Source organism: Ruegeria sp. B11 (genome assembly GCF_056539785.1).
The window spans coordinates 163,578-188,714 of record NZ_JBQFVO010000003.1; the positions used below are offsets into that span (position 1 = coordinate 163,578).

Annotated in this window: 27 protein-coding genes and 1 tRNA gene; 10 read left to right on the forward strand and 18 right to left on the reverse strand. The window is 57.6% G+C overall.

Features of this window, described 5'->3' with window-relative positions; genetic code table 11:
- Positions 1-204: 204 nt before the first annotated feature.
- From ACR0I1_RS12550 to rlmB, 3 genes are all read right to left on the reverse strand, one after another.
- Positions 205-576, reverse strand: coding sequence for a YHS domain-containing (seleno)protein (locus ACR0I1_RS12550; RefSeq protein ID WP_170735482.1), 372 nt, complete (start codon positions 574-576; stop codon positions 205-207).
- A 175-nt stretch (positions 577-751) separates the two neighbouring features.
- Complete coding sequence (locus tag ACR0I1_RS12555; RefSeq protein WP_255612144.1) at positions 752-1,027, reverse strand: hypothetical protein; 276 nt, start codon at positions 1,025-1,027, stop codon at positions 752-754.
- 12 nt (positions 1,028-1,039) lie between these two features.
- Positions 1,040-1,813, reverse strand: coding sequence for a 23S rRNA (guanosine(2251)-2'-O)-methyltransferase RlmB (gene rlmB, locus ACR0I1_RS12560; RefSeq protein ID WP_170625271.1), 774 nt, complete (start codon positions 1,811-1,813; stop codon positions 1,040-1,042).
- 116 nt (positions 1,814-1,929) lie between these two features.
- Between rlmB and ACR0I1_RS12565 the strand changes: the two genes are divergently transcribed.
- Positions 1,930-2,013, forward strand: a tRNA-Tyr gene (locus ACR0I1_RS12565).
- A gap of 86 nt (positions 2,014-2,099) precedes the next feature.
- On the opposite strand, the gene ACR0I1_RS12570 is transcribed toward ACR0I1_RS12565, so the two are convergent.
- The 6 genes from ACR0I1_RS12570 to ACR0I1_RS12595 all read right to left on the reverse strand — a co-directional run bounded on the left by ACR0I1_RS12570 (position 2,100) and on the right by ACR0I1_RS12595 (position 9,181).
- Complete coding sequence (locus tag ACR0I1_RS12570; protein WP_480706738.1) at positions 2,100-3,572, reverse strand: ArnT family glycosyltransferase; 1,473 nt, start codon at positions 3,570-3,572, stop codon at positions 2,100-2,102.
- Between the two features lie 158 nt (positions 3,573-3,730).
- The gene (locus ACR0I1_RS12575; RefSeq protein WP_480706739.1) at positions 3,731-4,267 is read right to left on the reverse strand and encodes a DUF2478 domain-containing protein; all 537 of its coding nucleotides are present in this window, start codon (positions 4,265-4,267) and stop codon (positions 3,731-3,733) included.
- A gap of 72 nt (positions 4,268-4,339) precedes the next feature.
- On the reverse strand, positions 4,340-5,005 hold the full coding sequence (locus ACR0I1_RS12580; protein WP_480706741.1) for an NnrU family protein: 666 nt from the start codon (positions 5,003-5,005) through the stop codon (positions 4,340-4,342).
- 105 nt (positions 5,006-5,110) lie between these two features.
- Entirely contained in the window at positions 5,111-7,174 is a 2,064-nt protein-coding gene (locus tag ACR0I1_RS12585; RefSeq protein ID WP_480706742.1) for an ABC transporter permease, read from the reverse strand.
- A complete protein-coding gene (locus tag ACR0I1_RS12590; RefSeq protein ID WP_170512340.1) occupies positions 7,171-8,220 on the reverse strand; it encodes a betaine/proline/choline family ABC transporter ATP-binding protein in 1,050 nt (349 codons plus the stop codon). The genes ACR0I1_RS12585 and ACR0I1_RS12590 overlap by 4 nt, the downstream gene beginning before the upstream one ends.
- A gap of 10 nt (positions 8,221-8,230) precedes the next feature.
- A complete protein-coding gene (locus tag ACR0I1_RS12595; RefSeq protein ID WP_170392106.1) occupies positions 8,231-9,181 on the reverse strand; it encodes an ABC transporter substrate-binding protein in 951 nt (316 codons plus the stop codon).
- Between the two features lie 334 nt (positions 9,182-9,515).
- On the opposite strand from ACR0I1_RS12595, the gene ACR0I1_RS12600 reads away from it, so the two are divergent.
- Both ACR0I1_RS12600 and ACR0I1_RS12605 read left to right on the forward strand, forming a co-directional pair.
- Positions 9,516-10,178 (forward strand): DNA-3-methyladenine glycosylase I, encoded by a 663-nt coding sequence (locus tag ACR0I1_RS12600; protein WP_170512305.1) that lies wholly within the window; start codon positions 9,516-9,518, stop codon positions 10,176-10,178.
- Between the two features lie 42 nt (positions 10,179-10,220).
- Positions 10,221-10,907, forward strand: coding sequence for a hypothetical protein (locus ACR0I1_RS12605; RefSeq protein ID WP_480706744.1), 687 nt, complete (start codon positions 10,221-10,223; stop codon positions 10,905-10,907).
- A 5-nt stretch (positions 10,908-10,912) separates the two neighbouring features.
- Here ACR0I1_RS12605 and ACR0I1_RS12610 read toward each other — a convergent pair whose 3' ends face one another.
- Positions 10,913-11,320 carry a c-type cytochrome gene (locus ACR0I1_RS12610; RefSeq protein ID WP_170392112.1) on the reverse strand — a complete coding sequence of 136 codons (408 nt, stop codon included), beginning with the start codon at positions 11,318-11,320 and terminating at the stop codon, positions 10,913-10,915.
- A 97-nt stretch (positions 11,321-11,417) separates the two neighbouring features.
- Between ACR0I1_RS12610 and ACR0I1_RS12615 the strand changes: the two genes are divergently transcribed.
- Complete coding sequence (locus ACR0I1_RS12615) at positions 11,418-11,855, forward strand: DMT family transporter (RefSeq protein ID WP_170609410.1); 438 nt, start codon at positions 11,418-11,420, stop codon at positions 11,853-11,855.
- Here the strand turns inward: ACR0I1_RS12615 and ACR0I1_RS12620 are convergent.
- On the reverse strand, positions 11,839-12,525 hold the full coding sequence (locus ACR0I1_RS12620; protein ID WP_170563850.1) for an ABC transporter ATP-binding protein: 687 nt from the start codon (positions 12,523-12,525) through the stop codon (positions 11,839-11,841). The genes ACR0I1_RS12615 and ACR0I1_RS12620 overlap by 17 nt on opposite strands.
- Entirely contained in the window at positions 12,518-13,804 is a 1,287-nt protein-coding gene (locus tag ACR0I1_RS12625) for a lipoprotein-releasing ABC transporter permease subunit (RefSeq protein WP_170563853.1), read from the reverse strand. The genes ACR0I1_RS12620 and ACR0I1_RS12625 overlap by 8 nt, the downstream gene beginning before the upstream one ends.
- A 392-nt stretch (positions 13,805-14,196) precedes the next feature.
- Between ACR0I1_RS12625 and ACR0I1_RS12630 the strand changes: the two genes are divergently transcribed.
- Positions 14,197-14,553 carry a hypothetical protein gene (locus ACR0I1_RS12630; RefSeq protein WP_170512346.1) on the forward strand — a complete coding sequence of 119 codons (357 nt, stop codon included), beginning with the start codon at positions 14,197-14,199 and terminating at the stop codon, positions 14,551-14,553.
- 30 nt (positions 14,554-14,583) lie between these two features.
- On the opposite strand, the gene proS is transcribed toward ACR0I1_RS12630, so the two are convergent.
- Complete coding sequence (gene proS, locus ACR0I1_RS12635; protein ID WP_170818770.1) at positions 14,584-15,924, reverse strand: proline--tRNA ligase; 1,341 nt, start codon at positions 15,922-15,924, stop codon at positions 14,584-14,586.
- A gap of 132 nt (positions 15,925-16,056) precedes the next feature.
- Here proS and ACR0I1_RS12640 point away from each other — a divergent pair, with 132 nt between their 5' ends.
- The 5 genes from ACR0I1_RS12640 to ACR0I1_RS12660 all read left to right on the forward strand — a co-directional run bounded on the left by ACR0I1_RS12640 (position 16,057) and on the right by ACR0I1_RS12660 (position 21,877).
- Positions 16,057-17,454 (forward strand): FAD-dependent oxidoreductase, encoded by a 1,398-nt coding sequence (locus ACR0I1_RS12640; protein WP_480706748.1) that lies wholly within the window; start codon positions 16,057-16,059, stop codon positions 17,452-17,454.
- Entirely contained in the window at positions 17,454-18,428 is a 975-nt protein-coding gene (locus tag ACR0I1_RS12645) for an isopenicillin N synthase family dioxygenase (protein ID WP_480706749.1), read from the forward strand. Before ACR0I1_RS12640 ends, ACR0I1_RS12645 begins: the two co-directional genes overlap by 1 nt.
- 90 nt (positions 18,429-18,518) lie before the next feature.
- Positions 18,519-19,592: an AI-2E family transporter gene (locus ACR0I1_RS12650; protein ID WP_480706983.1), complete on the forward strand. Its 1,074-nt coding sequence runs from the start codon at positions 18,519-18,521 to the stop codon at positions 19,590-19,592.
- Positions 19,593-20,282, forward strand: coding sequence for an HdaA/DnaA family protein (locus ACR0I1_RS12655; RefSeq protein WP_480706751.1), 690 nt, complete (start codon positions 19,593-19,595; stop codon positions 20,280-20,282).
- Between the two features lie 50 nt (positions 20,283-20,332).
- The gene (locus ACR0I1_RS12660; RefSeq protein ID WP_170401504.1) at positions 20,333-21,877 is read left to right on the forward strand and encodes a Ppx/GppA family phosphatase; all 1,545 of its coding nucleotides are present in this window, start codon (positions 20,333-20,335) and stop codon (positions 21,875-21,877) included.
- On the opposite strand, the gene ACR0I1_RS12665 is transcribed toward ACR0I1_RS12660, so the two are convergent.
- The 5 genes from ACR0I1_RS12665 to ACR0I1_RS12685 are packed head-to-tail and all read right to left on the reverse strand — an operon-like array spanning position 21,878 to position 25,096.
- Positions 21,878-22,249 (reverse strand): hypothetical protein, encoded by a 372-nt coding sequence (locus ACR0I1_RS12665; RefSeq protein ID WP_170512319.1) that lies wholly within the window; start codon positions 22,247-22,249, stop codon positions 21,878-21,880.
- A gap of 37 nt (positions 22,250-22,286) precedes the next feature.
- Positions 22,287-23,279 carry an endonuclease/exonuclease/phosphatase family protein gene (locus tag ACR0I1_RS12670; RefSeq protein ID WP_170594704.1) on the reverse strand — a complete coding sequence of 331 codons (993 nt, stop codon included), beginning with the start codon at positions 23,277-23,279 and terminating at the stop codon, positions 22,287-22,289.
- 3 nt (positions 23,280-23,282) lie between these two features.
- Entirely contained in the window at positions 23,283-23,963 is a 681-nt protein-coding gene (locus ACR0I1_RS12675; RefSeq protein WP_170392133.1) for a molecular chaperone DjiA, read from the reverse strand.
- Positions 23,964-23,972: 9 nt separating this feature from the next.
- Positions 23,973-24,497 (reverse strand): GNAT family N-acetyltransferase, encoded by a 525-nt coding sequence (locus tag ACR0I1_RS12680; RefSeq protein ID WP_223116797.1) that lies wholly within the window; start codon positions 24,495-24,497, stop codon positions 23,973-23,975.
- Positions 24,494-25,096: a VOC family protein gene (locus ACR0I1_RS12685; protein ID WP_223116798.1), complete on the reverse strand. Its 603-nt coding sequence runs from the start codon at positions 25,094-25,096 to the stop codon at positions 24,494-24,496. The genes ACR0I1_RS12680 and ACR0I1_RS12685 overlap by 4 nt, the downstream gene beginning before the upstream one ends.
- Positions 25,097-25,137 lie beyond the last annotated feature (41 nt).

A 25,137-nucleotide genomic window follows, 5' to 3' on the forward strand; every position in this document is an offset into this window, starting at 1 on the left:
ACCCGCGGCAGTTCCATTCCGCGGTCACTGTGACATTTAAGCATGAGTTTTCTAAAAAAAAGAGGTCGCGCGCATTTTTGTGATGACACATCACAAAAGGCGGAATGCCGCCGAATGGGACCGTGCGCATTTCCTTCGGCGATCATGGTCAGAACGGCTCGTTACATAAGCCGCGCGCCGATCTTAAGCCAAGAGCAATAGGTTTTATTGGTAAAGAACCGCAGGCCAATGCCCCTCGGCCTCGCGGATGTAATTGGTGACATCGCGTTCCCAGATACGTTCGATCGCTTCCGAGTGGGTCAGATATAACCGCCCATCCACAATCTGCCATGCCTTGGGATCGGTACTGCTTAGCAGGCCTTTCGCCATCGCATAGGCGCAGTAACCACCAAACTGCGGGGCATAGGCGCGCGGATTGCGTTCAAATCGATCGCGATTTTCCTCTGACGCAAACCGCCAAATCGCACCCTTCCACATCAGCGCTATGTCGGGCTGACCCAACTCTGGTGCTCCAGCCTTGAAATAAGAAACCGCATCATAGCCTGAGACCGCCATCCCATCGTCCACGTAGAACATGGGCATTTCCTGCGCACCGACGACAGAGGCAAACGGGGTACAAAAGAGACTGATCAAGAAGGAACGTCGAGACAACATAGGTGATTCACTGGATTGCGGTTAGAGGGCTTCAAGATGCATATTTCAAACCGTATCTGAAACCCCCATGACGCCGATGTGAACGGGCGTGCGGTTGTTAATCGAAAACGTCTTCGATCACGTCCCAGGCTTCGTCCAACACCTTTGAGAACAGACCCCGCTTTTTCTTCTTTTTGTATTTTTTGTGCTTCTGTGCCGGCTGGTAACTTTTGATCGGCCGATCTGCCAGTTTGGCTTTTGGCACCATCTTGAGATTATGCAGGGGTGCGCCGCAGCTTGCGCAACTCAGCTCGTGCTGTTGCTTTCCCCGAAGAACCAATGCGGCACGGGTACCGCAATAGCAGCAGGTGGCAATTTTATGTGGAGTGGATATGGGGGCCTCCTGTCATCTGGGTTTGGATGCATATAGTGCGATAGCCGCGGCATTTGAGACGTTTAGAGAACCAAATCCCCCCGCCGCGTCAATTTTTACCAATTGATCGACGGTTTCTTTGGTTTTCTGCCGCAACCCGGGCCCCTCGGCCCCGAGCACCAGCGCCACCGGGCGATCACGCTTGTCGCCCAGCGTGGCTTCTATCGTCTGTTCGGCCTCACCATCCAGACCCAGGACTAAATACCCCATGTTCTGCAGCTCGATGATCGTATCGGCCAAATTGCGCACGCGTAGATAGGGCTGTCGTTCCAACGCGCCGCTGGCAGTTTTTGCCAAAGCGCCGGTCTCGGGCGCTGAATGGTGGCGGGTGCCAATGACGGCGCTGGCGCCCAGCACTTCTGCCGAGCGTAGAATCGCCCCGACGTTATGTGGGTCTGTCACCCGGTCCAGCAGAAGCACACGTGGGTTTTCCTGCCCGATACAATTCTCGGCAAGCCCACCCCATTCCAGCGGCTTGACCTCAAGTGCCGCGCCCTGATGAACCGATCCCGGATCAATCGGTGCGGTGAATTTTCGCGGATCAACGATCTCGGGTACAATCTCCGCAAATTCAATAGCTTCCAGCAGTTTGTCGCGGGCATTGCGCGTCACAATCAGGCGCAGCTTCTGCCGTTTCGGGTTCATCAGCGCGTCGCGTACGGCGTGTAGACCGAACAGCCAGACGGTTTCTGCCGCAGCCGCTTTGCGCGCCTGTTCCTTCTCAACGACCCACTTTGGTTTCTTCATGATACGGGCCTCCGGGCCGGGAATTCGGTTTCCTGCGTCAAAGCGGTATTTTCCTGTTGACGCCCTTTAGACGCGCTAGTAATCACGCCTCCACGTCAGGTGCAACGCCTGACAGTGGGCGACAGGCCGCAAGGTGTGGCAGGGGACTGTAACTCCCTCGCGGAGACGCACGCCTGGTTCGATTCCAGGGTCGCCCACCACTTACTCACCGAAAAAATTGAGCCATTCGTTCAGGCCGATATCTGGGTGATAGCAACGTTCGATGTCAACTTCCATGGTCCCCGCGCTATTGCGACACAGGTCCAAATGACAGCGTCATCTCTTCGTTGTTGTCAAAGCGGTATGGCGCTACCAAGGTTTTCACCTGTGCTGGGTCGACGTCCTTCGGGACATTTCGAGCCGATTCCCAAACCCGAAGAGCAGCATTTGGCGCGCGCGGGTCCCGTTCGCTGTAAACAGGCTGATCGGGCGCAAAATAGGCCATGTTTCCGGAAATCCAATTGTCAGCAACAATTGCACTTTCGGGCGTTGTTTGCGCGATTATCTCAGAGGTCAAAGTAGCGAAAGGGGCCGCGCGTTTGGCATCCCCTGCCAGATTGTGATGCAGCATCGCCAGTCCGATAAACACCGCTAGAACGGCGCTGACCTGAGCAAATCGGTTTACGCCTTTACGACCTGTTCTGGGTAGTAGCCACAAACACAGTACGGGGCCGGCATAAATCAAAATCGGTTGCAGCCAGCGATCCTTTACGTTGGTGCTTCCGCTCACAAGCACTACAGCCGCCATAAGTAACAACGCCCAGACTAGAGTACGCGTCATCAATCGCCACAGATCATCGCCTTTGGCGGCCACCCCTTGCCTGAGATAGATCGACCAAAGGACGCCCAGTACGATCAGCAAGAGCGATACAAACCCAGCCGACGCCAAGGCCAACTCAACCAAGCCTTGCAGCGCGATCAATGTGGTTGGGCCATCGCTGCTCATGTCCAACTTGCGCGCGCTTGCAAATGCGTGTTCGGGATTGTTCAGAACCCATAGCACCGGTGGTGTGACAAGCAATGCGGCGACACCCAACGAAAGCAGCAGTCGAGGCGACCAGAGAGGCTTGCGCGTCTCAGATGCACTGAAAGCCGCCAGCAACATGGCCAGCAGCGCGATCGCATAGTTGTATTTTGACAAACTTCCCATTGCCACGACTACGCCCAGCAAGACGAATCCCCAAGTCGTCGGTTTGCGAATTAGCCCCCAAATCACCGCGAAGGTCAGAACCGAGCAGAGATTGGCCAGAACGGTATGCGTCAGCGCGCGTTGCGCCTCCCAACTAAACTGATAGAGCATCAGAAGTGACAGGACCGACAGCCCTGCCCACAGTGGCGCATGACGGGTTCGTATGGTCAGGTACAGCGTGACAACCGTCGCCAGCAGCATCCCGTTCTTCAGCAGTGACAGCCCTAATATGCCGGGACCGGTGATCTGAAAGATGCCCCATTGCAGCCAGGCATAAAGTGGCAGTTGCGGGCCGTAGCCCCATTCCAAGCGGCGCGCATCAAGAAGTATCTCAGCCTCATCCAGACCAAGCGCGCCGCCGGTTGCAACTCGCAATACGACATGAAGCAGAAAGTAAGCCGTGACTATGCTTAACCAGAAGCGATCTGTCGACATCAACCCATCGAGACGGGATTGCTTCGCTGCCGGGTCATCGACCCCGCAAGCGGCTTCCAGAGATCGCTCATCTGAGACGCACTGATCTTCGATCATGGATAAGCCCATTTCGTCGGCACTCGCCCAGGATATCTGGCCGCCGGATTGCAACTTTGACCGAAGCTAGACCCGATGTGTGGGCTCAAGTCCACCATTTTTGCGGCAGTTGGGCGCGTGAAACAATGCGCGCAGCTCAGCAGATGGATGCCTGGGCTTCAGCCGCCAGATGCCGCGGCGGGTTGAACGTCAGTTTGGGATATTTTGTCAAACCACTCAGTCAGGCTGCTGACATCGGGGCCAAGCGCCTCGGCTATGCCGCCGGCGAATTCCTGAAACTTTTCAATATTCAACTGATTGACGCCCACCAAGACGGGAATTTCACGCTCGAGTGCGTCGGCGACAATAGGGCGAAAGCCCCGCCCGTCCGCCTCGTGCTTTCCGAACTTGTTGATGATCAGCAATTGAGGGCCATCCTCAAGCGACCGCGTCACGAGGCCGACGGCCCGTTCCAATTCAGCCGGATCCAGACGGCAACCCCGAGCGTTCTTGCCAAGAGATTGTGAGATGCGAATGGTTTCCCCGGTCGGCATGACTTTCAGATCCATATCGCATTTATATCCGTCGGCACATTCGGTGTTGGTCTGCACAACCCCGGCAATCGGTGTTCCGGCCTGCACAAGACCATCCGCAAATTCGCTAAGCAGGCGATCGGTTGCGCCGCGATCGGTTGTCGTAACATAGGCCAGATGCATTTTTTGGACCTCAAAGTTCAATTGGTGACTTTTCAGATAGCACGCGTCGGCTTGTCCGACCACCTTCATCCATTAAGGCAACGGAGAAAGCCCGATCACCGATGCGTGCAGGTGGAGGAGAACCGCGTAAGAAGCCAAAGCAGTCAACCAGACCCAAAGGCTGGGCCAAGGGCGGGGCGCGCTGAGTGACAGGCGCGCGGTATTGCGGGAAAGGCGTACCCACTGCGTCCCCAAATTGCGCGCGGTGCGGTGATCAATGAGCGCCATGCCCATCACCGCAAAGCCAGCAAACAAGGCGAACAAGATGACATGCGACAGGCTTCCATTGGCCAACAGATGTGCCAAAGCCCATAGCATCAACGCCGCAAGTATCGGATGACGCGTCGTGCGCAGGATTCCAGGGTTTTCGGGATCGAACGGACGGTGCCCCAGCCCTCCGAATGAGAACGGGTTCCGGATCGACAGGCCCGCAATGGCCAACCAGCAGACTATAGGCATGACCAGCAAAGGCACCCAGCGAAAGATTGGAAGCGGCGGGATCACTTCGACATAGGGTGCATTTGCGGCGGCGATGATCAACCAGGCCAAAACTGCTAGCGAAATCATTGAATAGCTGGCGAAATATGCGCGCTTTCCCATCGTACCGATCAGCCAGCCGCGCACTGCGGGGCGTGCTGGAATCATGTGGCTAAGAAGGAATGTGGCAAGTGCTGCGAGGAAGAGGCCCCAACCGGTCATCGTAATCTCCGAACGTGTTGCGCCCGGTTTAGGCCGTGACAGCGCGCTGGTCTTTGTCCGAAATCAAGTGAGGGCAAAGGGGCGGTTACCCGCCCCTGCCCTGTCTTACAGGCCCAGTGCCTTTCGGCGTTCCTCGGCAAAACCCTGCACCATACGATCAGCGATCAGTGCTAAAATTGCCATGGCAGCACCGGCCGAGATGCCAAGCCCCACATCCGCCTGTCCCAGCGCCAGATAAATCGACTGGCCCAGACCGGTTGTCCCGATCAGTGCCGCAATCACCAGCATGGCGAAGGCATAGAGGATGGTCTGGTTCAGCCCCAGTAGGATGGTCGGTGCGGCATAGGGCGCGCGGACGTCGCGCATGATCTGCCACTCGGTCGCGCCGCTGGAGATTGCGGCTTCCATCATTTCCTCGGGTGTGTTGACCAGCCCGTGTCGCGTGTAGCGGATCATCGGGACGATGGCGTAGGCGCAGATCGCCAGGAAGGCCGAGAACTCACCGATCTGAAACACCATCAGAACTGGGATCAGGAACACAAACAGTGGGATCGTCTGCAGCATATCACAGATCGGGCGAACCACTTTCCAGACCGGCCCCCAAACTGCGCTGGCAAGACCGATCAGCCCTCCGACTACTGCGCAGGAAAACACTGCGGCACCGCTGAGGTAGAGCGACAGGAGTGCCCGCTCCCACAGGCCTGAAACGAGGATGGTACACAGCAGCCCAACCGACAGCGCTGCAAGACGCCAGCCACCCGCGACCCAACCCAGCGCAGCCGCGCCGGTCAGGACAAACGGCCAAGGCAGGTTTGATATGCCGGTTTCCAGCATGCCGATCAGGATAAGAACGATCAGTCCACCGGTCAGATGCCCGCGCCATGCCATCAGCAGAGCGATAGCCGCACCGGCGGCGAACAGACCCCAGCTCATGCTCGGGGTCCACTGGAACCCCCAGGTGAACGGTAGTACAGCCTGGTCCAGACCGATCCGCAAGGGCAACAACACATAGAAGAGAGAGTTGTTCTTGAGTGCGTCCAGCCAAGGCCCGTTAGCCTGCGTAAATGAGGTCAGGCCGGTGTCAATCGCCTCGGCCATCGGGTCCAGAATTGTAAGGTCAGACGGGTTCGGCAACCGGGACCAGAAGGCAGCGGTAAATAGCACTGCAAAGCCCAGCATCGCCCAGACAACGCGGCTGTCATATCGCTTGCGCTCGGTTGCCAAAGTACCGCTCATCCGGTCGATGATCACTGCGAAGACAACGATGACCAAACCGGCCATGAGGGATTCACCGAACTGTGCCTTGCGCATGGTCAAAAGGACTTCCCAGCCGATGTCGTTGAAGCCGCCGATGACCGCAGCGATGATCACCATCGACAGGGCGGCCATCAGGCATTGGTTCACACCAACCATGATCTGAGTCGTGGCAGCAGGAATTTCGACCTGAAAGAGCTGCTGCCAGCGCGTCCCGCCGGACATGATCGCAGCTTCTTTGATTTCGGGCTCTACCCGTTCCAGCCCCAGCATAACGTTGCGAGCCATAGGTGGCGCGGCGTAGATGGCCGAAGCGATCAGGCCGACCACCGGACCGAAGCCAAACAGAAGCAGCAGCGGCGTCAGATAGGCAAAGGTCGGCACCGTTTGCATGATGTCCAGTACTGCCTGAACAAAGGCCTTCACACGTGGCACTTCATTGGCAAGAATACCGATAGCCCCGCCCATAATCAGCGCCACGGGGACAGATACGGCGACAAGGGCCAGTGTATTCATGCTCTCGGCCCAATAGCCTGAAGCCAGAACGAAGCTGAGGCCAAAGAACCCCAGCGCCGCCATCGGCAAACCGCCCAGATACCAACCCAGCGCAGTGACGACCCCAATCAAGATCGGCCAGGGCGTGCTGCCGAGCACGTAGTTTGCAGCATTCATCGGATACGTCATCAGGTCCGAAAACAACCGCATCGCCGGTTTAATGCCATTCAGAAACCAGTCGAGAAACGCCCCAACCCATTGCGTTGCAGGCAGTTCCCATTCTTTGGGCCATGTGACCAGCCTTGGGGCGACGCCTTCCAGCGCAAGGCAAACCGCGCCAACGACAAGGGTAATCAGCGCGGCCTGCGCCCCAGCCGTCAGGCGGGCCTGCCGCGCGGGGATATCCGTCACAGCGGTCATGCTTCATCCACCTGCAGGGCTGCGGCGAGATCGGACGGATGAACCGTACCGACAATATTGCCGTCTGCATCGCGGACAGGAACGGGTTCATACAGCTCCATGCAATGTGCGAGCGCCGCGTCGAGCGTCATGGATGTGGTCAAGCCCGGATCATCCGGCCCACGATCAGCATCATCACGCATGACCGAAGCAACCTTGGCATGCTGGCCTTTGGCCACGTCCTTAGAAAATTCGCGCACGTAGTCGTCCACCGGACGCAGCACGATATCCGTCGGCGTGCCGATCTGAACGATCTTGCCATCGCGCATGATGGCGATGCGGTCGGCCAGTTTCAGCGCCTCTTGAATGTCGTGAGTGATAAAGACGATGGATTTCTTCAACGTCGCCTGGATGCGTAGGAATTCATCTTGCAGTTGGCGACGGATCAAAGGATCAAGGGCCGAGAACGGCTCGTCCAGAAACCAGATATCGGGATTCACCGCAAGGCTGCGCGCGATCCCTACGCGTTGGCGTTGACCACCCGAAAGCTGCCGAGGAAAGCTATCTTCGCGGCCTTCCAGGCCGACCAGCGAGATTACTTCCTGCGCACGCGCCAAACGTTCCTTTTTACCGACGCCTTGCACACGCAGCGGATAAGCCACGTTTTCGGCCACGGTCATATGAGGGAACAGGCCAAAATGCTGGAAAACCATGCCCAGCTTCTTGCGCCTTAGTTCAGTCAGGGTTTTCTTCGATGCACCGATGACATTCTCGCCATCCACACGGATCTCGCCGCCCGTACCGGGCAGAAGTTGCGAAATGCAACGAATCAGCGTCGATTTGCCCGAGCCGGACAGACCCATGATGACAAAAAGCTCGCCTTCTTTGACCTCGAAATTGGCATCCTGAACAGCAGGGATAAACCCCAGTTCGCGCAAATCGGCGGCGGCTTTGTCAGCGTCACTCCCTGACCGAGACAGCGCGTCGGTCAGAGCTTTGTCGGCACCTTGGCCAAACACCTGCCAGAGATTCTGGCAGGCGATGGCTGGCGTATTCGCTTCAGTCACTTAAGCGGACTCACTGCGTTGCCGCGTCAACGACGGGGCGCCATTTGTCTTCATTCTCGGCCATCCAAGCCGCGACGACTTCTTCGACCGCGCCACCATCTACGTCGATCGCCCCCATCATTGGCTGCTGGTCTTCGACCGAAAGCTGATAGTTAGTCAGGATTTCATAGGCAGCGGGCCACTTGTCTGCCATGCCGCTCCAACCGGCCTTGAAGATACGTGACGGCGAGAAATCGCAATCATTCACTGCGTTGGGGTTCGGGCCCCAAGACGGATCGTTAAAGCACGCCTCTTCGCCTGCAGGCAGTTCGACAAACTGTACGTCATATGCCGACATCGCCCAATGTGGCTGCCAGAAGGTGATCAGCAACGGCGACTTGCGCTCGGTCGAGGCGCGCAATTCGGCGATCAAAGCGCCCTCGGAACCCGCGGGGACCGCTTTGAACGGCAATTCAAGACCGGTCATACGATCCGCGCCGGGCGTACCCCAATCCGCTGGGTAATCGACCAGACGGCCACCGGGCAGAGTTTCAGCCGTAGCAAAAACTTGCGCACACTCTTTCAGCGCTTCCCACGCAGGCAGGCCCGGGCACAGCTCCGCTACATGTGCCGGGTAGGCAATGCCTTCCTTGGCATCAAGCCCTAGATCGCCGATTTCAACAACGGTGCCTTCGTCAATCTTCTTGGCATATTCGTCGGACACGTTGGACGACCAAATTTCCAATGTCGCGTCAATGTCCCCATCGGCCAACGCCTGGAACTGATTCATCATCCCGGCGGTCACGTATTCTACGTTATAACCGGCGGCCTTCAGCATCTCACCTGCCACATGGGTGGTCACATGTTGACCGGTCCATTCGTTGATCGCCAGCTTGATCGGTTCATCGACCGCGCCCATATCTGCGGCATGGGCCGCCCCGGCCACTGCGATAGCCAAAAAGCTTACGCTTAGCTTTTTCATAACAACAACTCCCTGTTTTTTACGTTTGCCCCATGGCGATATCGAGCCCGCCCAGGATCATTTGTGGTCACAGCACATTTCGCAACATGCACAAGTTTAGCCGAAAAAGGAAAGGGAACAGTTGTTCCGGGTCCGACGCTCTTCATCAAGCGTGAAAACACGACCCATCCCTGCTGCTCCACTCGGCAATACACACACTTAACACCGTCAGTTCGGAACCGTCAAAGATATTGATTGACTAGTCAATATAAAACACGCGCTTCATCTCAAGATCTGATTTGCCTTGTCAAATCTTCTTAATAAGGCAGCATCTGGATAAGGGAGGGTCTGGGAGATGCGTCACTTTGAAAAGATCTACCAGATATCGGCTGATCGCCACGGCGGCCCCGCCGAACTGGAAAGCAAGCTAAGCAAGCCTAAACCGATCGCCGAATTGGTGGCGATGTCAGATGATCGCTGGTTATCAATTATTACGAAAACCGTGTTCCAGGCAGGGTTTAACTGGAAAGTGATCGAATCGAAGTGGGACGGATTCGAAACGGCATTTGACGGCTTCGACATTGGACGCTGCGCATTCATGGATGACGAGAAATTCGACGCACTGCTGCAGGACACCCGCATTGTCCGCAACGGAACTAAGATTGCCACAGTGCGCGACAATGCCGCGTTTCTGCTGGAACTCCGCGCGGAAGGTGGCGTCGGGCAAATTCTGGGCGGGTGGCCATCACAGGATTATGTCGGCTTGCTACAGATGCTCGCCAAGCGCGGATCGCGGCTTGGCGGTGCTTCGGCGCAGTATGCTATGCGGTTTGCCGGACGGGACAGCTTTATTCTGTCCCAAGATGTAACAGCTCGTCTGATCGCTGAGGGCGTTATCGACAAACCTGCAACCTCCAAAAAAGCAATGGCCGCGGTGCAGGCCGCGTTCAATACATGGATGGGACAATCCGGGCGATCGCTGACGGAAATCAGCCGGGTTCTGGCGATGAGCCTTTGAAAACGACTTGCAGCGCCGAGCTGCCGCATTAGGCTTAATGCCATGATCCGCCCCCTGTTGATTTCATTGCTGTTTCTATGTGTAGCCTGTGGTCGACCTCTAACCGATCACGAGCGCGCGTTTGTCAGTAAAATCCACGGAGACACATTGAATCTGGATCGTGTGCGATTGGTAGAGGGTGCCCCCGTCGCAGCGGTTACATTTACCCGCAAAGCCCGCCCTCGGGTTGCCTGCCGTGAACGGATCTTACCACCTGTCAAAGAGGAAACCGTGACCGGCAAACCCGCGGGCGTTGCGCTGTTCAATCATGTATACTTCACGAAGGACTGGTATCTGGACGACTACATGAGCCAGTACCCCGATCAGGTGAACCTGATCGGGGCAATGTTGCTTGCGCATGAATTAACCCATGTCTGGCAGTGGCAAAATCGCAAGACAACTGGTTATCACCCGTTCCGCGCTGCGGCAGAGCATGGCCGGAAGGACGATCCTTACCTGTTCGACCTTGATACTTCGCCCGATTTTCTGGCCTATGGCTACGAACAGCAGGGCGCCATCGTCGAGGAATATGTTTGCTGCCGGGCGCTCGACCCCGACGCACCTCGAACCAAGCGTCTGCACGATATGCTAAGCGCCCAATTCGAAGTCTCGAAATTGCCCGGTAGCAGGCGCGAAAGCTCCGTCCTGATACCCTGGGCGGGCGCAGAGATTAATGGTATCTGTCGCTGAGCTTGTTAGTTTACTTGCAGGGTCTTCAGGTAAGCCACTAGATCCACGATTGGCTTGCTGGTCAGGATTGGCTGCCCTTCCGGCGTTTTGATCGCGGTGTCGTTACCTTCGAAATAGGGGCCATAAACCGGCATCGGGCTACCATGGCTAACCAACGGTTCGCGCCCGTCAATCCGCGCTACGACGCGCGCTGTCGGAAATACACCATTTGCATCGGCCAGCGTTCTCAGGTTTGTCGGCTGGATCACCAGCACCCCGGCCATTGGCCCATGCCCTGTTGCATCCAGTCCATGACAGGTAGCGCAATAGTGCTGATACAGCTCGGCCCCGGTCTCCACGTCCTGAGCTGAAGAGGCCTGTGGTATCATGGTAAGTACAGTCAGCGCGCCCGCGCCAAGTATTGATCGGATCATCACTTTTCTCCCTCCTGCCTTGCAATTCGAGACTTGCCGGGAGGTCGCGCTGACGCAATGATCCAGATCAACGAAATAGGCGCAGGGACAAAAGGCAATGACACAATACGCAGCCATCATGCTGGCCGCCGGGATCGGCGTTCCCATCCTCGCCGCGCTGAACGCCGCATTAGGCAAGTTGATCGGCTCACCAAATGCGGCCGCCGTCATTCTGTTTGCGATCGCCTTTGTCGCTTCAGCACTGGCGCTTTTGGTGCTCGGTGGATCCGATGCCTTCGCCAAAGTCGCACAAGCCCCCAAGCATCTGCTTCTGGGCGGCGTATTAATCGCCTTCTATGTGCTTTCAATCACCCATGTGGCCCCACATTTTGGCGTGGGCAATGCGGTGTTTTTCGTCTTGCTCGGCCAGTTGATCAGCACAGCTGCGATTGACCATTTCGGTCTGTTCGGCGCTCAGGTTACGCCGCTGACATTCATGCGGGCAGGAGGCATTGCAGTAATGGCAATCGGGGTCGCCATCACTCAGCTGGCCTGAGCACGCCGCCCTCCAGCCGCAACATCCGGTCCATCCGCGCCGCCAGATCAAGGTTATGCGTCGCGATCAGCGCCGAAAGCCCTTCATCCCGCACCAGCGCCATGAGGGCCGCGAACACCTGATCCGAGGTATCGGGGTCCAGATTGCCGGTCGGCTCATCCGCCAGCAGCACACGTGGCTGATTTGCCAGTGCCCGGCAGAAGGCCACGCGCTGTTGTTCTCCGCCCGACAAGGCTGCTGGCCGGTGATCTGCGCGCGGAGCGACGCCAACGCGATCAAGTAACTGCATCGCACGGGCTTGCGCTGCTTTCTCGGAAGCACCGTTTGCCAGTTGCGGCAACACGATGTTCTCCAGCGCCGTAAACTCAGGCAACAGATGGTGGAACTGATAGACGAAGCCAACATCGCGCCGACGGATCGCTGTGCGCGTGCGATCCCCTTTGCCCGTCGCGCCCTGCCCTGCGACTTCGACTTCGCCGGTATCCGGGATATCCAGCAAACCCGCGATATGCAGTAGGGTCGACTTGCCCGCCCCGGATGGCGCAACCAATGCCACAGCCTCACCCGCGCGCAGCTCCAGATCGGCACCGCGCAGAACCTGCACCTCTCCCGGGGTGCCTTGCAGATAGGTCTTGGTCAGACCGCTGAGCCTTAAAGTCACATCATTCATAGCGCAGGGCCTCAACCGGGTTCAGCCGCGCTGCGCGACGAGCCGGGAAATAGGTGACAAGGAAAGACAGGCCAAGTGACAGACCCACCGCTTTCATGACGTCAGACAGGTGCAATTCGGCGGGCAATGCGTAGATGCCGCGAATGGACGGGTCCCAGACGCCGCCACCCATGACGTAGTTCACGAAGGAAAAAATCGGATCGATATAGATAGCGAAGAGGCAGCCCAGTACGACGCCCATCGCTGTTCCGATGATTCCCGTAAAGGCACCGCAAATGAAGAACACCCGCAGCACTGATCCTTCGCTGAGCCCGATGGTGCGTAAGATACCGATGTCGCGCCCTTTGTTCTTCACCAGCATGATCAACCCCGAGACGATGTTCATTGCTGCAATCAGCACGAGGATCGACAGGATGATGAACATCACATTGTCTTCGACCTCCAGCGCCCGCAGGAATCCTCCAGAGGCATCCTGCCAAGTCCATATCTGGCTGCGCTCACCTGCGGCCTCAAGGATCGGAATCAGGATCGGGGTCAGCTCTTCGGGGCGCTCGACCATCACTTCGATCTCGTCCGCCACGCCTTCACGATTGAAGAAGCTTTGCGCCTCGGCAAACGGCATGTAGACGCGCGTGCGGTCGATGTCATAGCGCCCGGCAGAAAAGACATAGACCACCTCATAAGAGTTCACGCGGGGAGATGTGCCAAATGCGGTTTTGACACCGTTGGGCGAGGTCAGTTTGACCCGATCGCCCACCGTTGCCCCGATGGCCCGCGCCACGCCCGAGCCGATGGCGATGCCGTCCGGGAACCGGGACAGGTCACCATAGGCCTCTTCGCTTTCTGCAATACCGGGCAACTCAGCCAGATCGTCGGGACGAATGCCAAAGACCTGCACGCCTGAACTGCGGTCCGCATTGGTGATCAGCACCTGCCCTTTGACAAGCGGTGCTGCCCGTTCGATCCCCGGCACCTGCGCGATCCGCTCGGCCATTCCATCGAATTCCGTGATGGTGCGGTCTAGCCGCCCCTGCGCATCGATTTCTCCGGCGGAATACACTGTGACATGTGCGTTGGCCCCAAGAATAGTGCCCACGAATTCTGACCGGAATCCGGACCGAACAGCCAGCGTCGCGATCAGAGCGAACACAGCGAGCGTAATCCCGATCAGCGAGATCCAGGTCATCACGCTAACGCCCCCTTCGGCCCTACGGGCACGGAGGTATCGCCAGGCGATTTTCCATTCGAAAGGGGCAAAGGGCGGGGGAGATTTGGCCATTCCTGCCTCGGGTTCAGATTTTTCGCGACCCTTTCGACATTTCGCCGGATGGTCAAGCCAGTTATCGTGCGGACACCGGCTCGGCGTTACTGCGCCCGATAAAGGGGCGAAAAGAACAGTTTGAAACGAATCATTTGCCCCAAGCGCCAAATCATCACCGGCAGCGCGAGAAATCACTGGCCGCAAATTATACCAATGGTTGTGAACCCCTTCACAGACAAGGGCTTATTGTTTCAGTTATGAAGTCAATGTGAGATATCAGCACCCGACTGAGTCACAATCGCAACATTCAGGTGCGAAATATTGTTTCACAAATTGATTAGTGTGAGAAACTTTGTCACCCTATTTGTGTGGGGGACACATTTTAAGAGTTTAAGGGCGGAGGCACGCTCATGGGTATTCAAGAACATATGGAAGGTACGGGCCCGATTACTGCCCGTTCAGCAGCAACAGAACTGGATTGCGAAAGCGCCGCATTGTTGCGGGCAGCGATCAGGCCAGTTTTCACAAGCGCAGCAAGCTGGGCCGGTTTGGCCGACATACTGCGGGACAAAGGCTATCGCCTTGCTTTCCGGCAGGGGCGGCTGTGCATCACGGATCGCTCCACTGACGAACGCGTCTGTGGATTGCGGTTTCTGGGCTTCGAACTGGCGGAACTTGTACGCCGCTTTGGTCGCCCGATCGTGGTCGCACGCGGCAGCGAAGCGGACGGCGATTTCCTGACCGCACGTCCGACCTCAGCTTCCTGAGCTAAACCGCCGAAGGTTGCACCGCCTTGTTCAGGCGATGCCCTCATAGATTTCTGCGATCTTGGTGACGGCCGCTTCGGGGCTGAGTTCCTCACTTTCGCCGGTACGGCGGCTGGTGAGTTCGACCACACCGTTCTTCAGACCACGCGGACCCACAGTGATGCGCCACGGCAGACCGATCAGGTCCATGGTGGCAAACTTGCCCCCTGCCCGTTCATTCCGATCATCATAAAGCGGCTCAAGCCCCAGCGCAGTCAACGCGCTGTAGAGTTTATCGCACGCCGCGTCCGCCTCTTCATCACCTTGCTTCAAGTTCACAATGCCGCAATGGAATGGAGTCACGCCTTCGGGCCAAATGATGCCCTTGTCGTCATGGCTGGCTTCGATGATCGCACCGATCAGGCGGCTAACGCCGATGCCGTGGCTGCCCATATGCACCGGAACCGGCTTGCCATCGGGGCCTTGCACAGTCGCTCCAAGAGCTTCGGAATACTGGGTGCCAAAATAAAAGATCTGCCCCACTTCGATACCACGCGCCACGCGGCGGCGGTTTTCGGGGATTTGGTCAAACAGGGCTTCGTCGTGGGTTTCGTCCGTGCGGGCGTATTTAGAGGTGAACTCTTCGAGGATCGCCTGACACTGTTCGCGGCTATCATAGTCGATCTCACGATCGCCGAAGGTCAGATCGGTGACCGCGCTGTCATAAAAGACCTCGGATTCGCCAGTATCGGCCAGTACGAGGAACTCATGCGTGTAGTCACCGCCGATAGGTCCAGAATCAGCGCGCATCGGGATGGCTTGCAGACCCATCCGCTCATAAGTACGCAGATAGCTGACCAAGTGGCGGTTATACGCGTGCAGCGCGTCTTCTTTGGTCAGATCGAAATTGTATCCGTCCTTCATGTAGAACTCGCGCCCCCGCATCACGCCGAAACGTGGGCGGATTTCATCACGGAACTTCCACTGAATCTGATAGAGCGTCAGCGGCAGGTCTTTGTAGCTGCTCACGTGGCCGCGGAAGATGTCGGTCACCAGTTCCTCGGCGGTTGGCGTGTACAGCATATCGCGACCGTGGCGGTCCTGCATGCGCAGCATTTCCTGGCCATAATCGTCATAACGACCGGATTCGCGCCACAGGTCGGCTGATTGCAGAATCGGCATCTGGATCGCGATGTGTCCAGCCCGCGCCTGCTCTTCATGCACAATGTTCTCCAGCTTGCGCAGAACTTTGAAGCCCAATGGCAACCAGGAATAAATCCCGGCGGCGGCCTGTTTGATCATCCCGGCACGCAGCATCAGCCGGTGGCTGACGATCTGAGCCTCCGAGGGGTTTTCCTTGAGAACGGGCAGAAAGTAACGGCTGAGGCGCATAACGTAACCTTACGGGTGAGAATTTCGCTGCAAGGTGATTATTCCAAAGCCTAGCCGGGGGCAATCGCACATCGGTGTTTTGCGACCCATGCGCAGTCGGTTTTTTGATTGACCCGAGCGTTGGGGTTTTCAATGTTGGCGCAAACGTTAAACCGCGAGGCAGCAATGCAAACAATCACCGAACCCGCCCGCCAGATCCCCGTTGTTCATCAGACAGACGTATTGGTTGTGGGCTCGGGCCCCGCTGGATTGTCAGCAGCGCTGGCTGCCGCACGCGCTGGGGCCGAAGTTTCCTTGATGGATAGGTTCGGTTGCATGGGTGGGAATATTACGGCAGTCGGTGTCGAAGGCTTTGCCTGGTATCGCCACGAACAAACTGTCGAGGCCGGAGGCATCGGCATGGAGTTCGAAACCCGCGCCAAAGAGATGGGTGCAGCAGTGCCTGAAAGCCAATCGCTCAGCTACGAACTGGACAGCGAGGGCTTCAAGCTGGTGGCCGACAAGCTGGTTGAAGAGGCTGGCGTCCATCCGATGTTGCACCGGCAATTCGTCGCCCCGATCATGGAGGGGGATCGCATCACTGGGGTGATTACCGAATCCAAAGCGGGGCGTGAGGCGATCTTGGCCAAGGTTGTCATCGACGCCACAGGGGATGCAGATGTAGCGCATCGCGCGGGCGCCCCGACGCACAAGACGCCACGCGAGGACATGATGGCGGCCTCAGTGATGTTCCATCTGGCCGGTGTCGACAAACGGGCCTTTATTGAAGGTGTCAAAGCCGACCCGCAGACCTATAAAGACTGGGGTGGCGGAGGCGAATGGAATATCGAAACCTCGGGCAAAGAGGACGACATGTTCTCGCCCTTCGTCAAGAAACCCTTCCAGCAGGCGATTGATGAGGGCCTGATACCGGCTCATTTGAACACGATCGCGGGGACCTGGGGGGCGATGCACGATACCGGAGAACTGACCTATATGAACCTGATTCATATGGACCAGATCGATGGAACCGACCCCGAAAGCCTGACCTTTGGTGAAATCGAAGGCCGCCGACAGGCGATGCTGGCCATTGATGCCCTTCGCCGTTTCATGCCGGGTTGCGAAAACGCACGTCTACGCAATTTCGGAATGACCATCGGCATTCGGGATACGCGCAAGATCGATGCTGTCTACAACATGACCGAAAATGACGCGCGTCATCAGGGCCGGTTCGAGGATTCCATCGGTATCTACCCTGAATTCATCGATGGCTACGGCATTCTGATCTTGCCGACCACGGGGCGATATATGCAGATTCCGTATCGCTCGATGCTGCCCAAAGGGATCAAGGGCCTGTTGGTTGCGGGCCGGTCCCATGGCGCGGATCGGGTCGCTCACGCCGCGACGCGCAACATGTCCTGCTGCGCGGTGATGGGTCAGGGCGCAGGGATCGCTGCGGCGTTATCCTTGAAAAGCAATCAAGATCTCGACAGCATGAACCTTGTTCCTGTGCATCAGGAACTGGAACGACAAGGCGTGAGAATTAACTGATGGAGCATATTCCGACCATAGATATCAGCCCGCTGACTGATCCTTCTGGTCCGCTGTATCAAGCAACGGTCGCGCAGATCATGGATGCCTGCACCAGCATCGGGTTTCTGTCGATCACAGGGACAGGCATCACGCCTGAGCACATCGAGCAGGTGCGCGAGTGTGTCAGTGCGATCTTTGATATCGACGAGGCCCGAAAATGGGATCAGGCCATCACCCGCGAAAACTATCGTGGGTACATTCCGATGGGGTTCTTCACGCCCAATGACGGCTCGGGCGCGGCGGATAAGTACGAAGGGTACAAGCTGCATTTCGAAGCAGCCGAAGATGCGCCGATCCGGGTTGAATGCGCACTTTACGGCCCGAATATCTGGCCCCGAGAAGTGCCCCAGGCCCGCGCGGTAATACTGGATTACTGGCTACAGCTTGATGGCGTGACAGATCTTTTGCTGGGTGCATTGGAAGTGGGGTTAAAAATCCCGCCCAACACACTACGCGACGCCTTCCGCGACCCGATGACCAACATGACCCTGCTACACTATCCGCCACAATCCCCGGATGAGCTTGGCTATGGAATTCATCCGCATAAGGACACCGACGCGCTGACAATAATCGCTCCCGATCCGGTCGGAGGACTTGAGGTGCAGACCCGCACCGGCGGCTGGATCACACCGGACTGCCCGCCCGGCGGCTTCGTGGTCAATATCGGCGACATGCTGGAACTGTGGTCGGGCGGGCGGTTGAAATCGACCCCGCATCGCGTGGTTAATCGATCCGGGCGTGAACGCTATTCCTTCCCTTATTTCGCCGTTCCGCGCCACGATGTGGTGGTTGCGCCACTGCTGCCTGCCCTGTCCGGCTTTGATCGCCCGAAGGTACATTGCGGACACTGGTCGGCGGAAATCTGGCGCACCAACTGGCCTGATGAAATGGCCACAGGTGAGACACCGGAACTGGGTACTCTGACAGACTAGGGTATAAAAATCGCGCGCCATGAACCGCTTGCATCGCCGGGCGTCATGGGCCAAGAACACGGCAATGCTGTGCAAACGAGGGATTGCGCCATGGCCTTGCCGGTGAAGGATCAGCTTAGATACTGGGGCATTGCCGCCGCTGTTTTCGTGCTGCTTTTGTACCTGTTGGGCGATGTCTTGCTGCCCTTTGTGATCGGTGGTGCGATTGCATATTTCCTTGATCCCGTTGCGGACCGCCTGGAAACACTCGGCCTTTCGCGCATGGCTGCGACCGGGATCATTACCGTTGTCGGCGTGTTTGGTTTTGTTTTGATGATTCTTATGGTTGTGCCCGCGTTGATCACACAGCTACTGGATCTGATTGATGTTTTGCCAAGCCTTTTTAAAGAACTGCGCGCCTTTATTGAGAAACAATTCCCGGCTTTGCTCGATCGCGAATCAAATACCCACCAGATGCTGGTGTCATTTGGCGAGACGCTGAAATCAAAAACCGGCGATGTGCTGCAAACCGTTCTGGCCTCATTGGGTTCAGCGATAAATGTCGTCGTCCTGTTGGTTATCGTACCGGTTGTCGCGGTTTATCTGCTGATGGATTGGGATCGCATGATCACCCGGATCGGAGAGCTCTTGCCCCGTGATCACGCCCCCACGATCAAACGACTTGCTGGTGAAATCGACGCCGTTCTTGCCTCATTCGTGCGTGGAATGGGTACCGTCTGCCTGATCCTCGGCACCTACTATGCTGTCGCATTGATGCTGGTCGGTCTGCAATTCGGCCTGATCGTCGGCTTCATTGCAGGACTGGTAACCTTCATCCCCTATTTGGGCGCCCTGATCGGAGGCACCCTAGCCATAGGCCTGGCCCTGTTTCAGTTCTGGGGGGACTGGGCACATATCGGTTTGGTCGCCGGTATATTTGCTATCGGACAGGTGACCGAGGGCAACTTCCTGACGCCCAACCTCGTCGGTAGTTCAGTGGGCCTGCACCCGGTCTGGCTGCTGCTGGCCTTGTCGGTCTTCGGCGCGCTGTTCGGCTTTGTCGGAATGCTGATCGCAGTACCTGTAGCGGCTGCCTTGGGCGTGCTGGCACGGTTTGCGACCGAGCAATATCTGCACAGCCGCCTATATACCGGGCTTGAAGGGCTCAATCAGGAAGACGAATAAATGGCCATGCAGCTCAGCTTTGATCTGCCGTCCAAGACTGCCTTGGGCCGCGAAGACTTTTTCGTCTCGCCTGCTAATGCGCTGGCTGTTGCGATGATCTCTGCCACCTCATGGCCTGGCAACAAACTGGTGCTGAGCGGCCCCGCAGGATCGGGCAAGACCCATCTGGCGCATGTCTGGGCCGGCGAGACCGGCGGTCGAATCGTACAAGCCGCCGCGCTTCGATATGACGACGTGCCGGACCTGGCGCGCGGTCCGGTGGCGGTCGAGGATGTGCCGGTAATCGCTGCGGACGCCGAGCAGCAGAAAACTCTGTTCCATTTGCACAATCTGGTTCTGGCTGAGGGCCACGCCTTGCTGATGACCGGGCGCACGACGCCGAAGCTGTGGCATCTGCCGCTGGCTGATCTGCAAAGCCGGGCCGAAGGTGCGCATCATGTGTCGCTTGAAGGGCCGGACGATGCGTTGCTGGGCGCAGTGCTGGCGAAGCTATTCACCGACCGGCAGCTCAATCCGGCGCCGGATGTCATAGCATATCTGGTCAAGCATATGAATCGAAGCTTTGAAACCGCCGCCCGCGTGGTCGAGCAGCTGGACGAAATTGCGCTAACCGAAAAACGCGACATCACGCGTGCGCTGGCGGTGCGTCTATTGAACACAGAAGCCGAACAATCGGATGCCTGCAATTGACCGAACAAGGGTGATCTCGCATCCTGTCGCGCAAAAGACCTGGGGACACCATGACCAAGATTGCCGAGACTGATTTCCCGGATCACGGGCTGTTCGGAAGGCCGCTGTTCGAAGATCCGGGCGCCCGTGCACTTTCCCGGGTCGGGGTTGTCGATATCGGATCGAACTCGGTCCGGATGGTGATCTTTGACGGCGCGGCGCGCTCACCGGCCTATTTCTACAATGAAAAGGTGATGTGCGAACTGGGCGCCGGCCTGTCAGAGACCGGCCGACTGAACCCTGAAGGTCGCAAACGGGCGCTGGCTGCCTTGCACAGGTTTCAGCATCTTGCCAGAGACCTCGGCCTGCCCGCCCTGCACGCGGTCGCCACCGCTGCGGTGCGCGAGGCCAGCGATGGACCGGATTTCTGCGCGCAGGCAAAAGCCGAAACCGGCCTGATCATCAACGTTGTCGATGGCGAGGAAGAAGCACGGCTCTCAGCTCAGGGCGTGCTGCTGGGTTGGCCCGGAGCTTATGGGCTGATTTGCGACATCGGTGGCTCGTCCGTCGAACTCGCTGAGATCGGAGGCGGCAAGGTCGGACGTCGCATGACTTCGCCCCTGGGGCCGCTCAAGCTGCGCGATATCAAAGGCGGTCGCCGGGCGCGTAAGGAGCATATCAAGAAGACGCTGGAAGAGATGCGCGACCGGATGGGCCCTCAACGTGATCGGCTGTTTCTGGTCGGCGGCAGCTGGCGCGCCTTCGCACGTCTGGACATGCTGCGCCGAGGCTATCCGCTGAACGTGCTGCACGAATACCGCATGACACAAAGTCAGGTACGCGAGACCATCAAGTTCATCGAACAGAATGATCCTGATGAATTGCGCGCATTGGCCGGTGTGTCGGGCTCGCGTATGGCATTGATCCCCTATGCAATGGATGTGCTTTCACGCCTGATCCGCACGTTCAAACCAAAGGACATCGCGATTTCAAGCTACGGCATCCGCGAAGGATTGCTGTATGAACAGATGCCGCAACGCCTGCGCGACCGGGATCCTTTGATCGAAGCCTGCCGGTTTGCCGAAGCGAAAGACGCGCGCTTGCCCGGTTTCGGCAAACACCTGTTCGATTTTGTCATGCCCTTGTTCCGTTCGGCGCCGGAACCGATGCTGCGCCTGATCAAGGCAGCTTGTCTGCTGCATGACGTCAGTTGGCGTGCGCATCCAGATTACCGGGCCGAGGCTTGTTTCGAATATGTCACCCGCGCCAACATGAGCGGGATCAAACATTCCGAGCGGATCTTTATCGGGCTCGCTTTGCAACACCGATATCGCAACAAACGCGAAGGGAGCCGCTTTACCGAGCTTTACGAACTGCTCGACGAACGCGGCCAGGAACAAGCCGAAATCCTGGGCAAAGCACTACGGTTCGGAGCGATGCTTTGGATGCAGCACGACGCAGCCATGGGCAAGATGCGTTACTATCCCAAAAAACAAAAGCTCGAACTGCGTCTGCCCAAATCGGCAGGCGCATTGTTCAACGAAGTCGCCGAGGCCCGTTTTAACTCGTTGGCCGGCGCGCTGAAATCAGAACCCAAAGTGATCATTCGCGGATAATCAGATATCGGTATAACCGTTAGAAGTCTCTTCTTCCGGCACAACTTCTTCGGGCTGATCTTTGGGCTTCTTGCGGATGATAATGTCGCCGTTTGGTAACATCTCGGGCGATTCATACGCGCTCCAATCCTGCACCTGAGCAGCCAACTCAGCCAGCGCCGGACCCATTTCCCGCATGAAAGACTGCAAAGCCGGACCAAATTGGTCCGCAAATCCACGCAGGTCTTCGATCGTGGGCTCCATCTCTTGCCGCAAGCCTTCCAGAAACAACTCGGCACCCCGCTCCATCAGCGACTTACCCGAATCGTCCTGTGCTTGGGCAGGCAGGGCCAAGGCGGTACAAATAGCGCTGATCAGCATGAGACGTAGCATAGCTTGAATATAAGCGAGCGTGCCGAGTGTTGAAAGGTCAGAGGTCGATATCCAACGTCACCGGGAAGTGGTCGGATGCGGTTAGCAAGGCATCCCTCAGCTCGGGGTTGCCCCAGCAGGCGGCATCGCGAAACGGATGCCAGATGCGCCAGTTCGGGTGGTGGGCGCGCAAATCCTCGCTAATCATGATGTAGTCCAACAACGCCTCAAGATACCGTCCCTCATTCGGCCGCGCAAATCGTGCAGTTGCTGGGACGGAACCGGGGCGCAGTTCCAATGCCCTTGCTGCATGAGGATCATAGAGCCCCGCCTGCAACAATATCTCGACCGACGATCGACCGAAGAGGTGTTCGAACTCATCCAGTCCGGGTCCGTCATTGAGATCGCCCAGCAAAATCACCGGCTCTTGCTCCGTCAAATGATGTCGGACCCGTCGACCCAGCCATACCGCCTGCGCCAACTGCTTACGGCGATTGGCAATCGAAATTCGTATCATCTCATCCCGCGATGCAGCGCCATGGGGCGCTTTGGACTTCAGATGCGCCCCGATCAGTCGAAACTCCTGCCCTGAGGTTGTTTGGATCGCCAATTCCATCGGAGGCTTTGAAAACCGCACAAGATCCTCGGTCGCATCCACATCCAGGTCGATCCGGAACTCGGCATCGAAACGCGGCGCGTTCTCGGCCTCCCTTGCGTCGTGTTTGGCTGTAAGAATTTCGGGATCATAAAGCAGGGCCAATTCCTGATGTGTATCATTGGGAAATCCCATGATTGCATGGCTTGTACGCAGACCGAACGCCTCGGCAAATCGCTGCAAGGCACGGACGGTATTCTGAGACTTGCCTGTGTTGGGGGCTTCGACGATCAGCATCGCATCGGCATCGATCGCCGTCAGCACCTTTGCGATCGCCTCAACCTGCCGGGCCTTGGTCACATCGTGACGCCCTGACCAGCTGCCATCGACAATCAGGCTGTCATTGCGATCAAACAGGTTGGCGAACCATTCGATATTGTAGGTCGCCAACCGCACGGATCAGACCCGAGCGCCGTTGATTTCATCCCAGGCGCGGTTGATGTCGATCATCTTTTTCTCGGCCAGCCGCACCGCCTCTTCCGGAACGCCGCGTGCCAGCATCGCATCGGGGTGAGTTTCTCGCACCAGTTGCCGCCAAACCTTGCGAATTTCGGTCAGAGGAGCGTCGCGGGGAACGCCCAGAACCGTATAGGGGTCTTTCGGCGCATCCGGTACGAAACGCGCGCGCAGGGCCATGAACTGAGCGTCGGTCTGGCCGAAAATGCGGCTGACTTCTTCCAAAAACTCGTTTTCGTTCGGATGGTAGAACCCGTCCGCCATAGCAATGTGAAACAGCCCTTCCATCAAATCGCACAGGGTGGTGCTATCTTCGGCGAACATGCGGGCAATCCGGCGGGCATAGTCCTGATATCCAGCAACGTCTGTCCGTGCCATGTCAAAGACCTTGGCCGCCCCGTCTTCATCTTCGGGCGCGATCTGAAACACTTCACGGAAAGCCGTCACCTCATCCCGCGTCACCTGACCGTCGGCCTTGGCCATCTTGGCGCCAAGCGCCACGACAGCAATCGCAAAGGCCACCGAACGTTCTGGCGGCGTGCGCAGTTTCTCAAACACCGCAGTCAGGCTTTCGCCCTGGGCAAGCGCGTTCAGCGCGTCGGCTATTCTGGACCAGATCGACATGGGCGCACCCTAGCGTGCCTTGTCACGACTGTCAGGTGCGACAGATGACTGCGGGCCGAGTATTTTCTGCATCAGGACAAGATCCAGCCGCTGCCCCCATTTGAACCCCACTTCAGGCATGCGTCCCACCTGCTTGAAGCCAATTGCCTTATGGAAGGCGATGGCTGCGGGGTTGGCCGATGAAATGCCCGCCACCAAGACATGCACGTTATCCTCCCGCGCGATGGCTTCAAGAGCCTCCATCAACGAACGGCCAACATGCTGGCCTCTGGCTTCGGGTGCCAACTGTATCGAATGTTCGCGGCACTGCGCATATCCCGGTCCCGAGCGGAAGGCGCCATAGGTCGCAAACCCCTCGACGGCACCACTGCGCTCGGCGATGAGAAAAGCAGGGCCTTTGGTTTCGATCTCTGCGGCCACGCTTTCTACGCTGCGTTCATCGTTGGTGAACGTGATAAGCGTATCTCTGATGATCGCGTTTGCGATCGCCCTAATCGCAGGTGCATCTTGGGTTCTGGCCTGCCGGATGTTCATTCCAGCACGCGCAACCCGTGCGGTGTTTCGAATTCAGCGCGCAATGCAGCCGGGCCGCTGTCAAACGCGACATTCTCCAACGCCCCCAAACCTTTGGCTAAGTCGATTGCATCCGGATGGCACACTATAAGGCGGCGTAACCGGCAGCCACTGTCCTGAAGCATTTGCGCCGGATGCAGATCACCCTGCCACTCGATAAGCGCCGGAAAGAGGTTGTCAAATGGCAGACGTCCACTTGGGGGGACTGCCATACGCCAGCGCAGCGCGCCTCGGTTCAGATCGATAGGTTGTCCGACGCCGTCAGGGAAAACGGTCAGTGACGCTTCGATATCCGGAACCCGGCAAATCCAGTTGGTCAGGCGGGGTGATCCGGTGAACCGGTCCAGATCGAACCAGCGCGTCCTTTGCGGTTTGGAGGCTTCGGGGTCGATCGCAATCGCCTCCAGATAGAGCCCATCCCGCAAGCCCAAAAGTCGATTATACGTCCCGAATTTTTCATGCTTGCCGCCGTCCTGAAGCCGTACGCCCAGCGCCTGTTCGATATGGTCAGAAGCTTCTTCAAGCGTTTCGCCCGCAACAGCCAGATGATCCAGTAACATGAAGACGCCTCCTGATGACAAACGACCAGACCATTTGGGTC

Bases quoted from the DNA above. Each gene is read 5' to 3' on its own strand.
- ACR0I1_RS12550 (WP_170735482.1), bottom strand. From the start codon at position 576: ATGTTCTACGTGGACGATGGGATGGCGGTCTCAGGCTATGATGCGGTT.
- rlmB (WP_170625271.1), bottom strand. From the start codon at position 1,813: ATGAAGAAACCAAAGTGGGTCGTTGAGAAGGAACAGGCGCGCAAAGCG.
- ACR0I1_RS12570 (WP_480706738.1), bottom strand. From the start codon at position 3,572: ATGATCGAAGATCAGTGCGTCTCAGATGAGCGATCTCTGGAAGCCGCT.
- ACR0I1_RS12575 (WP_480706739.1), bottom strand. From the start codon at position 4,267: ATGCATCTGGCCTATGTTACGACAACCGATCGCGGCGCAACCGATCGC.
- ACR0I1_RS12580 (WP_480706741.1), bottom strand. From the start codon at position 5,005: ATGACCGGTTGGGGCCTCTTCCTCGCAGCACTTGCCACATTCCTTCTT.
- ACR0I1_RS12585 (WP_480706742.1), bottom strand. From the start codon at position 7,174: ATGACCGCTGTGACGGATATCCCCGCGCGGCAGGCCCGCCTGACGGCT.
- ACR0I1_RS12595 (WP_170392106.1), bottom strand. From the start codon at position 9,181: ATGAAAAAGCTAAGCGTAAGCTTTTTGGCTATCGCAGTGGCCGGGGCG.
- ACR0I1_RS12600 (WP_170512305.1), top strand. From the start codon at position 9,516: ATGCGTCACTTTGAAAAGATCTACCAGATATCGGCTGATCGCCACGGC.
- ACR0I1_RS12605 (WP_480706744.1), top strand. From the start codon at position 10,221: ATGATCCGCCCCCTGTTGATTTCATTGCTGTTTCTATGTGTAGCCTGT.
- ACR0I1_RS12610 (WP_170392112.1), bottom strand. From the start codon at position 11,320: ATGATCCGATCAATACTTGGCGCGGGCGCGCTGACTGTACTTACCATG.
- ACR0I1_RS12615 (WP_170609410.1), top strand. From the start codon at position 11,418: ATGACACAATACGCAGCCATCATGCTGGCCGCCGGGATCGGCGTTCCC.
- ACR0I1_RS12620 (WP_170563850.1), bottom strand. From the start codon at position 12,525: ATGAATGATGTGACTTTAAGGCTCAGCGGTCTGACCAAGACCTATCTG.
- ACR0I1_RS12625 (WP_170563853.1), bottom strand. From the start codon at position 13,804: ATGGCCAAATCTCCCCCGCCCTTTGCCCCTTTCGAATGGAAAATCGCC.
- ACR0I1_RS12630 (WP_170512346.1), top strand. From the start codon at position 14,197: ATGGGTATTCAAGAACATATGGAAGGTACGGGCCCGATTACTGCCCGT.
- proS (WP_170818770.1), bottom strand. From the start codon at position 15,924: ATGCGCCTCAGCCGTTACTTTCTGCCCGTTCTCAAGGAAAACCCCTCG.
- ACR0I1_RS12640 (WP_480706748.1), top strand. From the start codon at position 16,057: ATGTTGGCGCAAACGTTAAACCGCGAGGCAGCAATGCAAACAATCACC.
- ACR0I1_RS12645 (WP_480706749.1), top strand. From the start codon at position 17,454: ATGGAGCATATTCCGACCATAGATATCAGCCCGCTGACTGATCCTTCT.
- ACR0I1_RS12650 (WP_480706983.1), top strand. From the start codon at position 18,519: ATGGCCTTGCCGGTGAAGGATCAGCTTAGATACTGGGGCATTGCCGCC.
- ACR0I1_RS12655 (WP_480706751.1), top strand. From the start codon at position 19,593: ATGGCCATGCAGCTCAGCTTTGATCTGCCGTCCAAGACTGCCTTGGGC.
- ACR0I1_RS12660 (WP_170401504.1), top strand. From the start codon at position 20,333: ATGACCAAGATTGCCGAGACTGATTTCCCGGATCACGGGCTGTTCGGA.
- ACR0I1_RS12665 (WP_170512319.1), bottom strand. From the start codon at position 22,249: ATGCTACGTCTCATGCTGATCAGCGCTATTTGTACCGCCTTGGCCCTG.
- ACR0I1_RS12675 (WP_170392133.1), bottom strand. From the start codon at position 23,963: ATGTCGATCTGGTCCAGAATAGCCGACGCGCTGAACGCGCTTGCCCAG.
- ACR0I1_RS12680 (WP_223116797.1), bottom strand. From the start codon at position 24,497: ATGAACATCCGGCAGGCCAGAACCCAAGATGCACCTGCGATTAGGGCG.
- ACR0I1_RS12685 (WP_223116798.1), bottom strand. From the start codon at position 25,096: ATGTTACTGGATCATCTGGCTGTTGCGGGCGAAACGCTTGAAGAAGCT.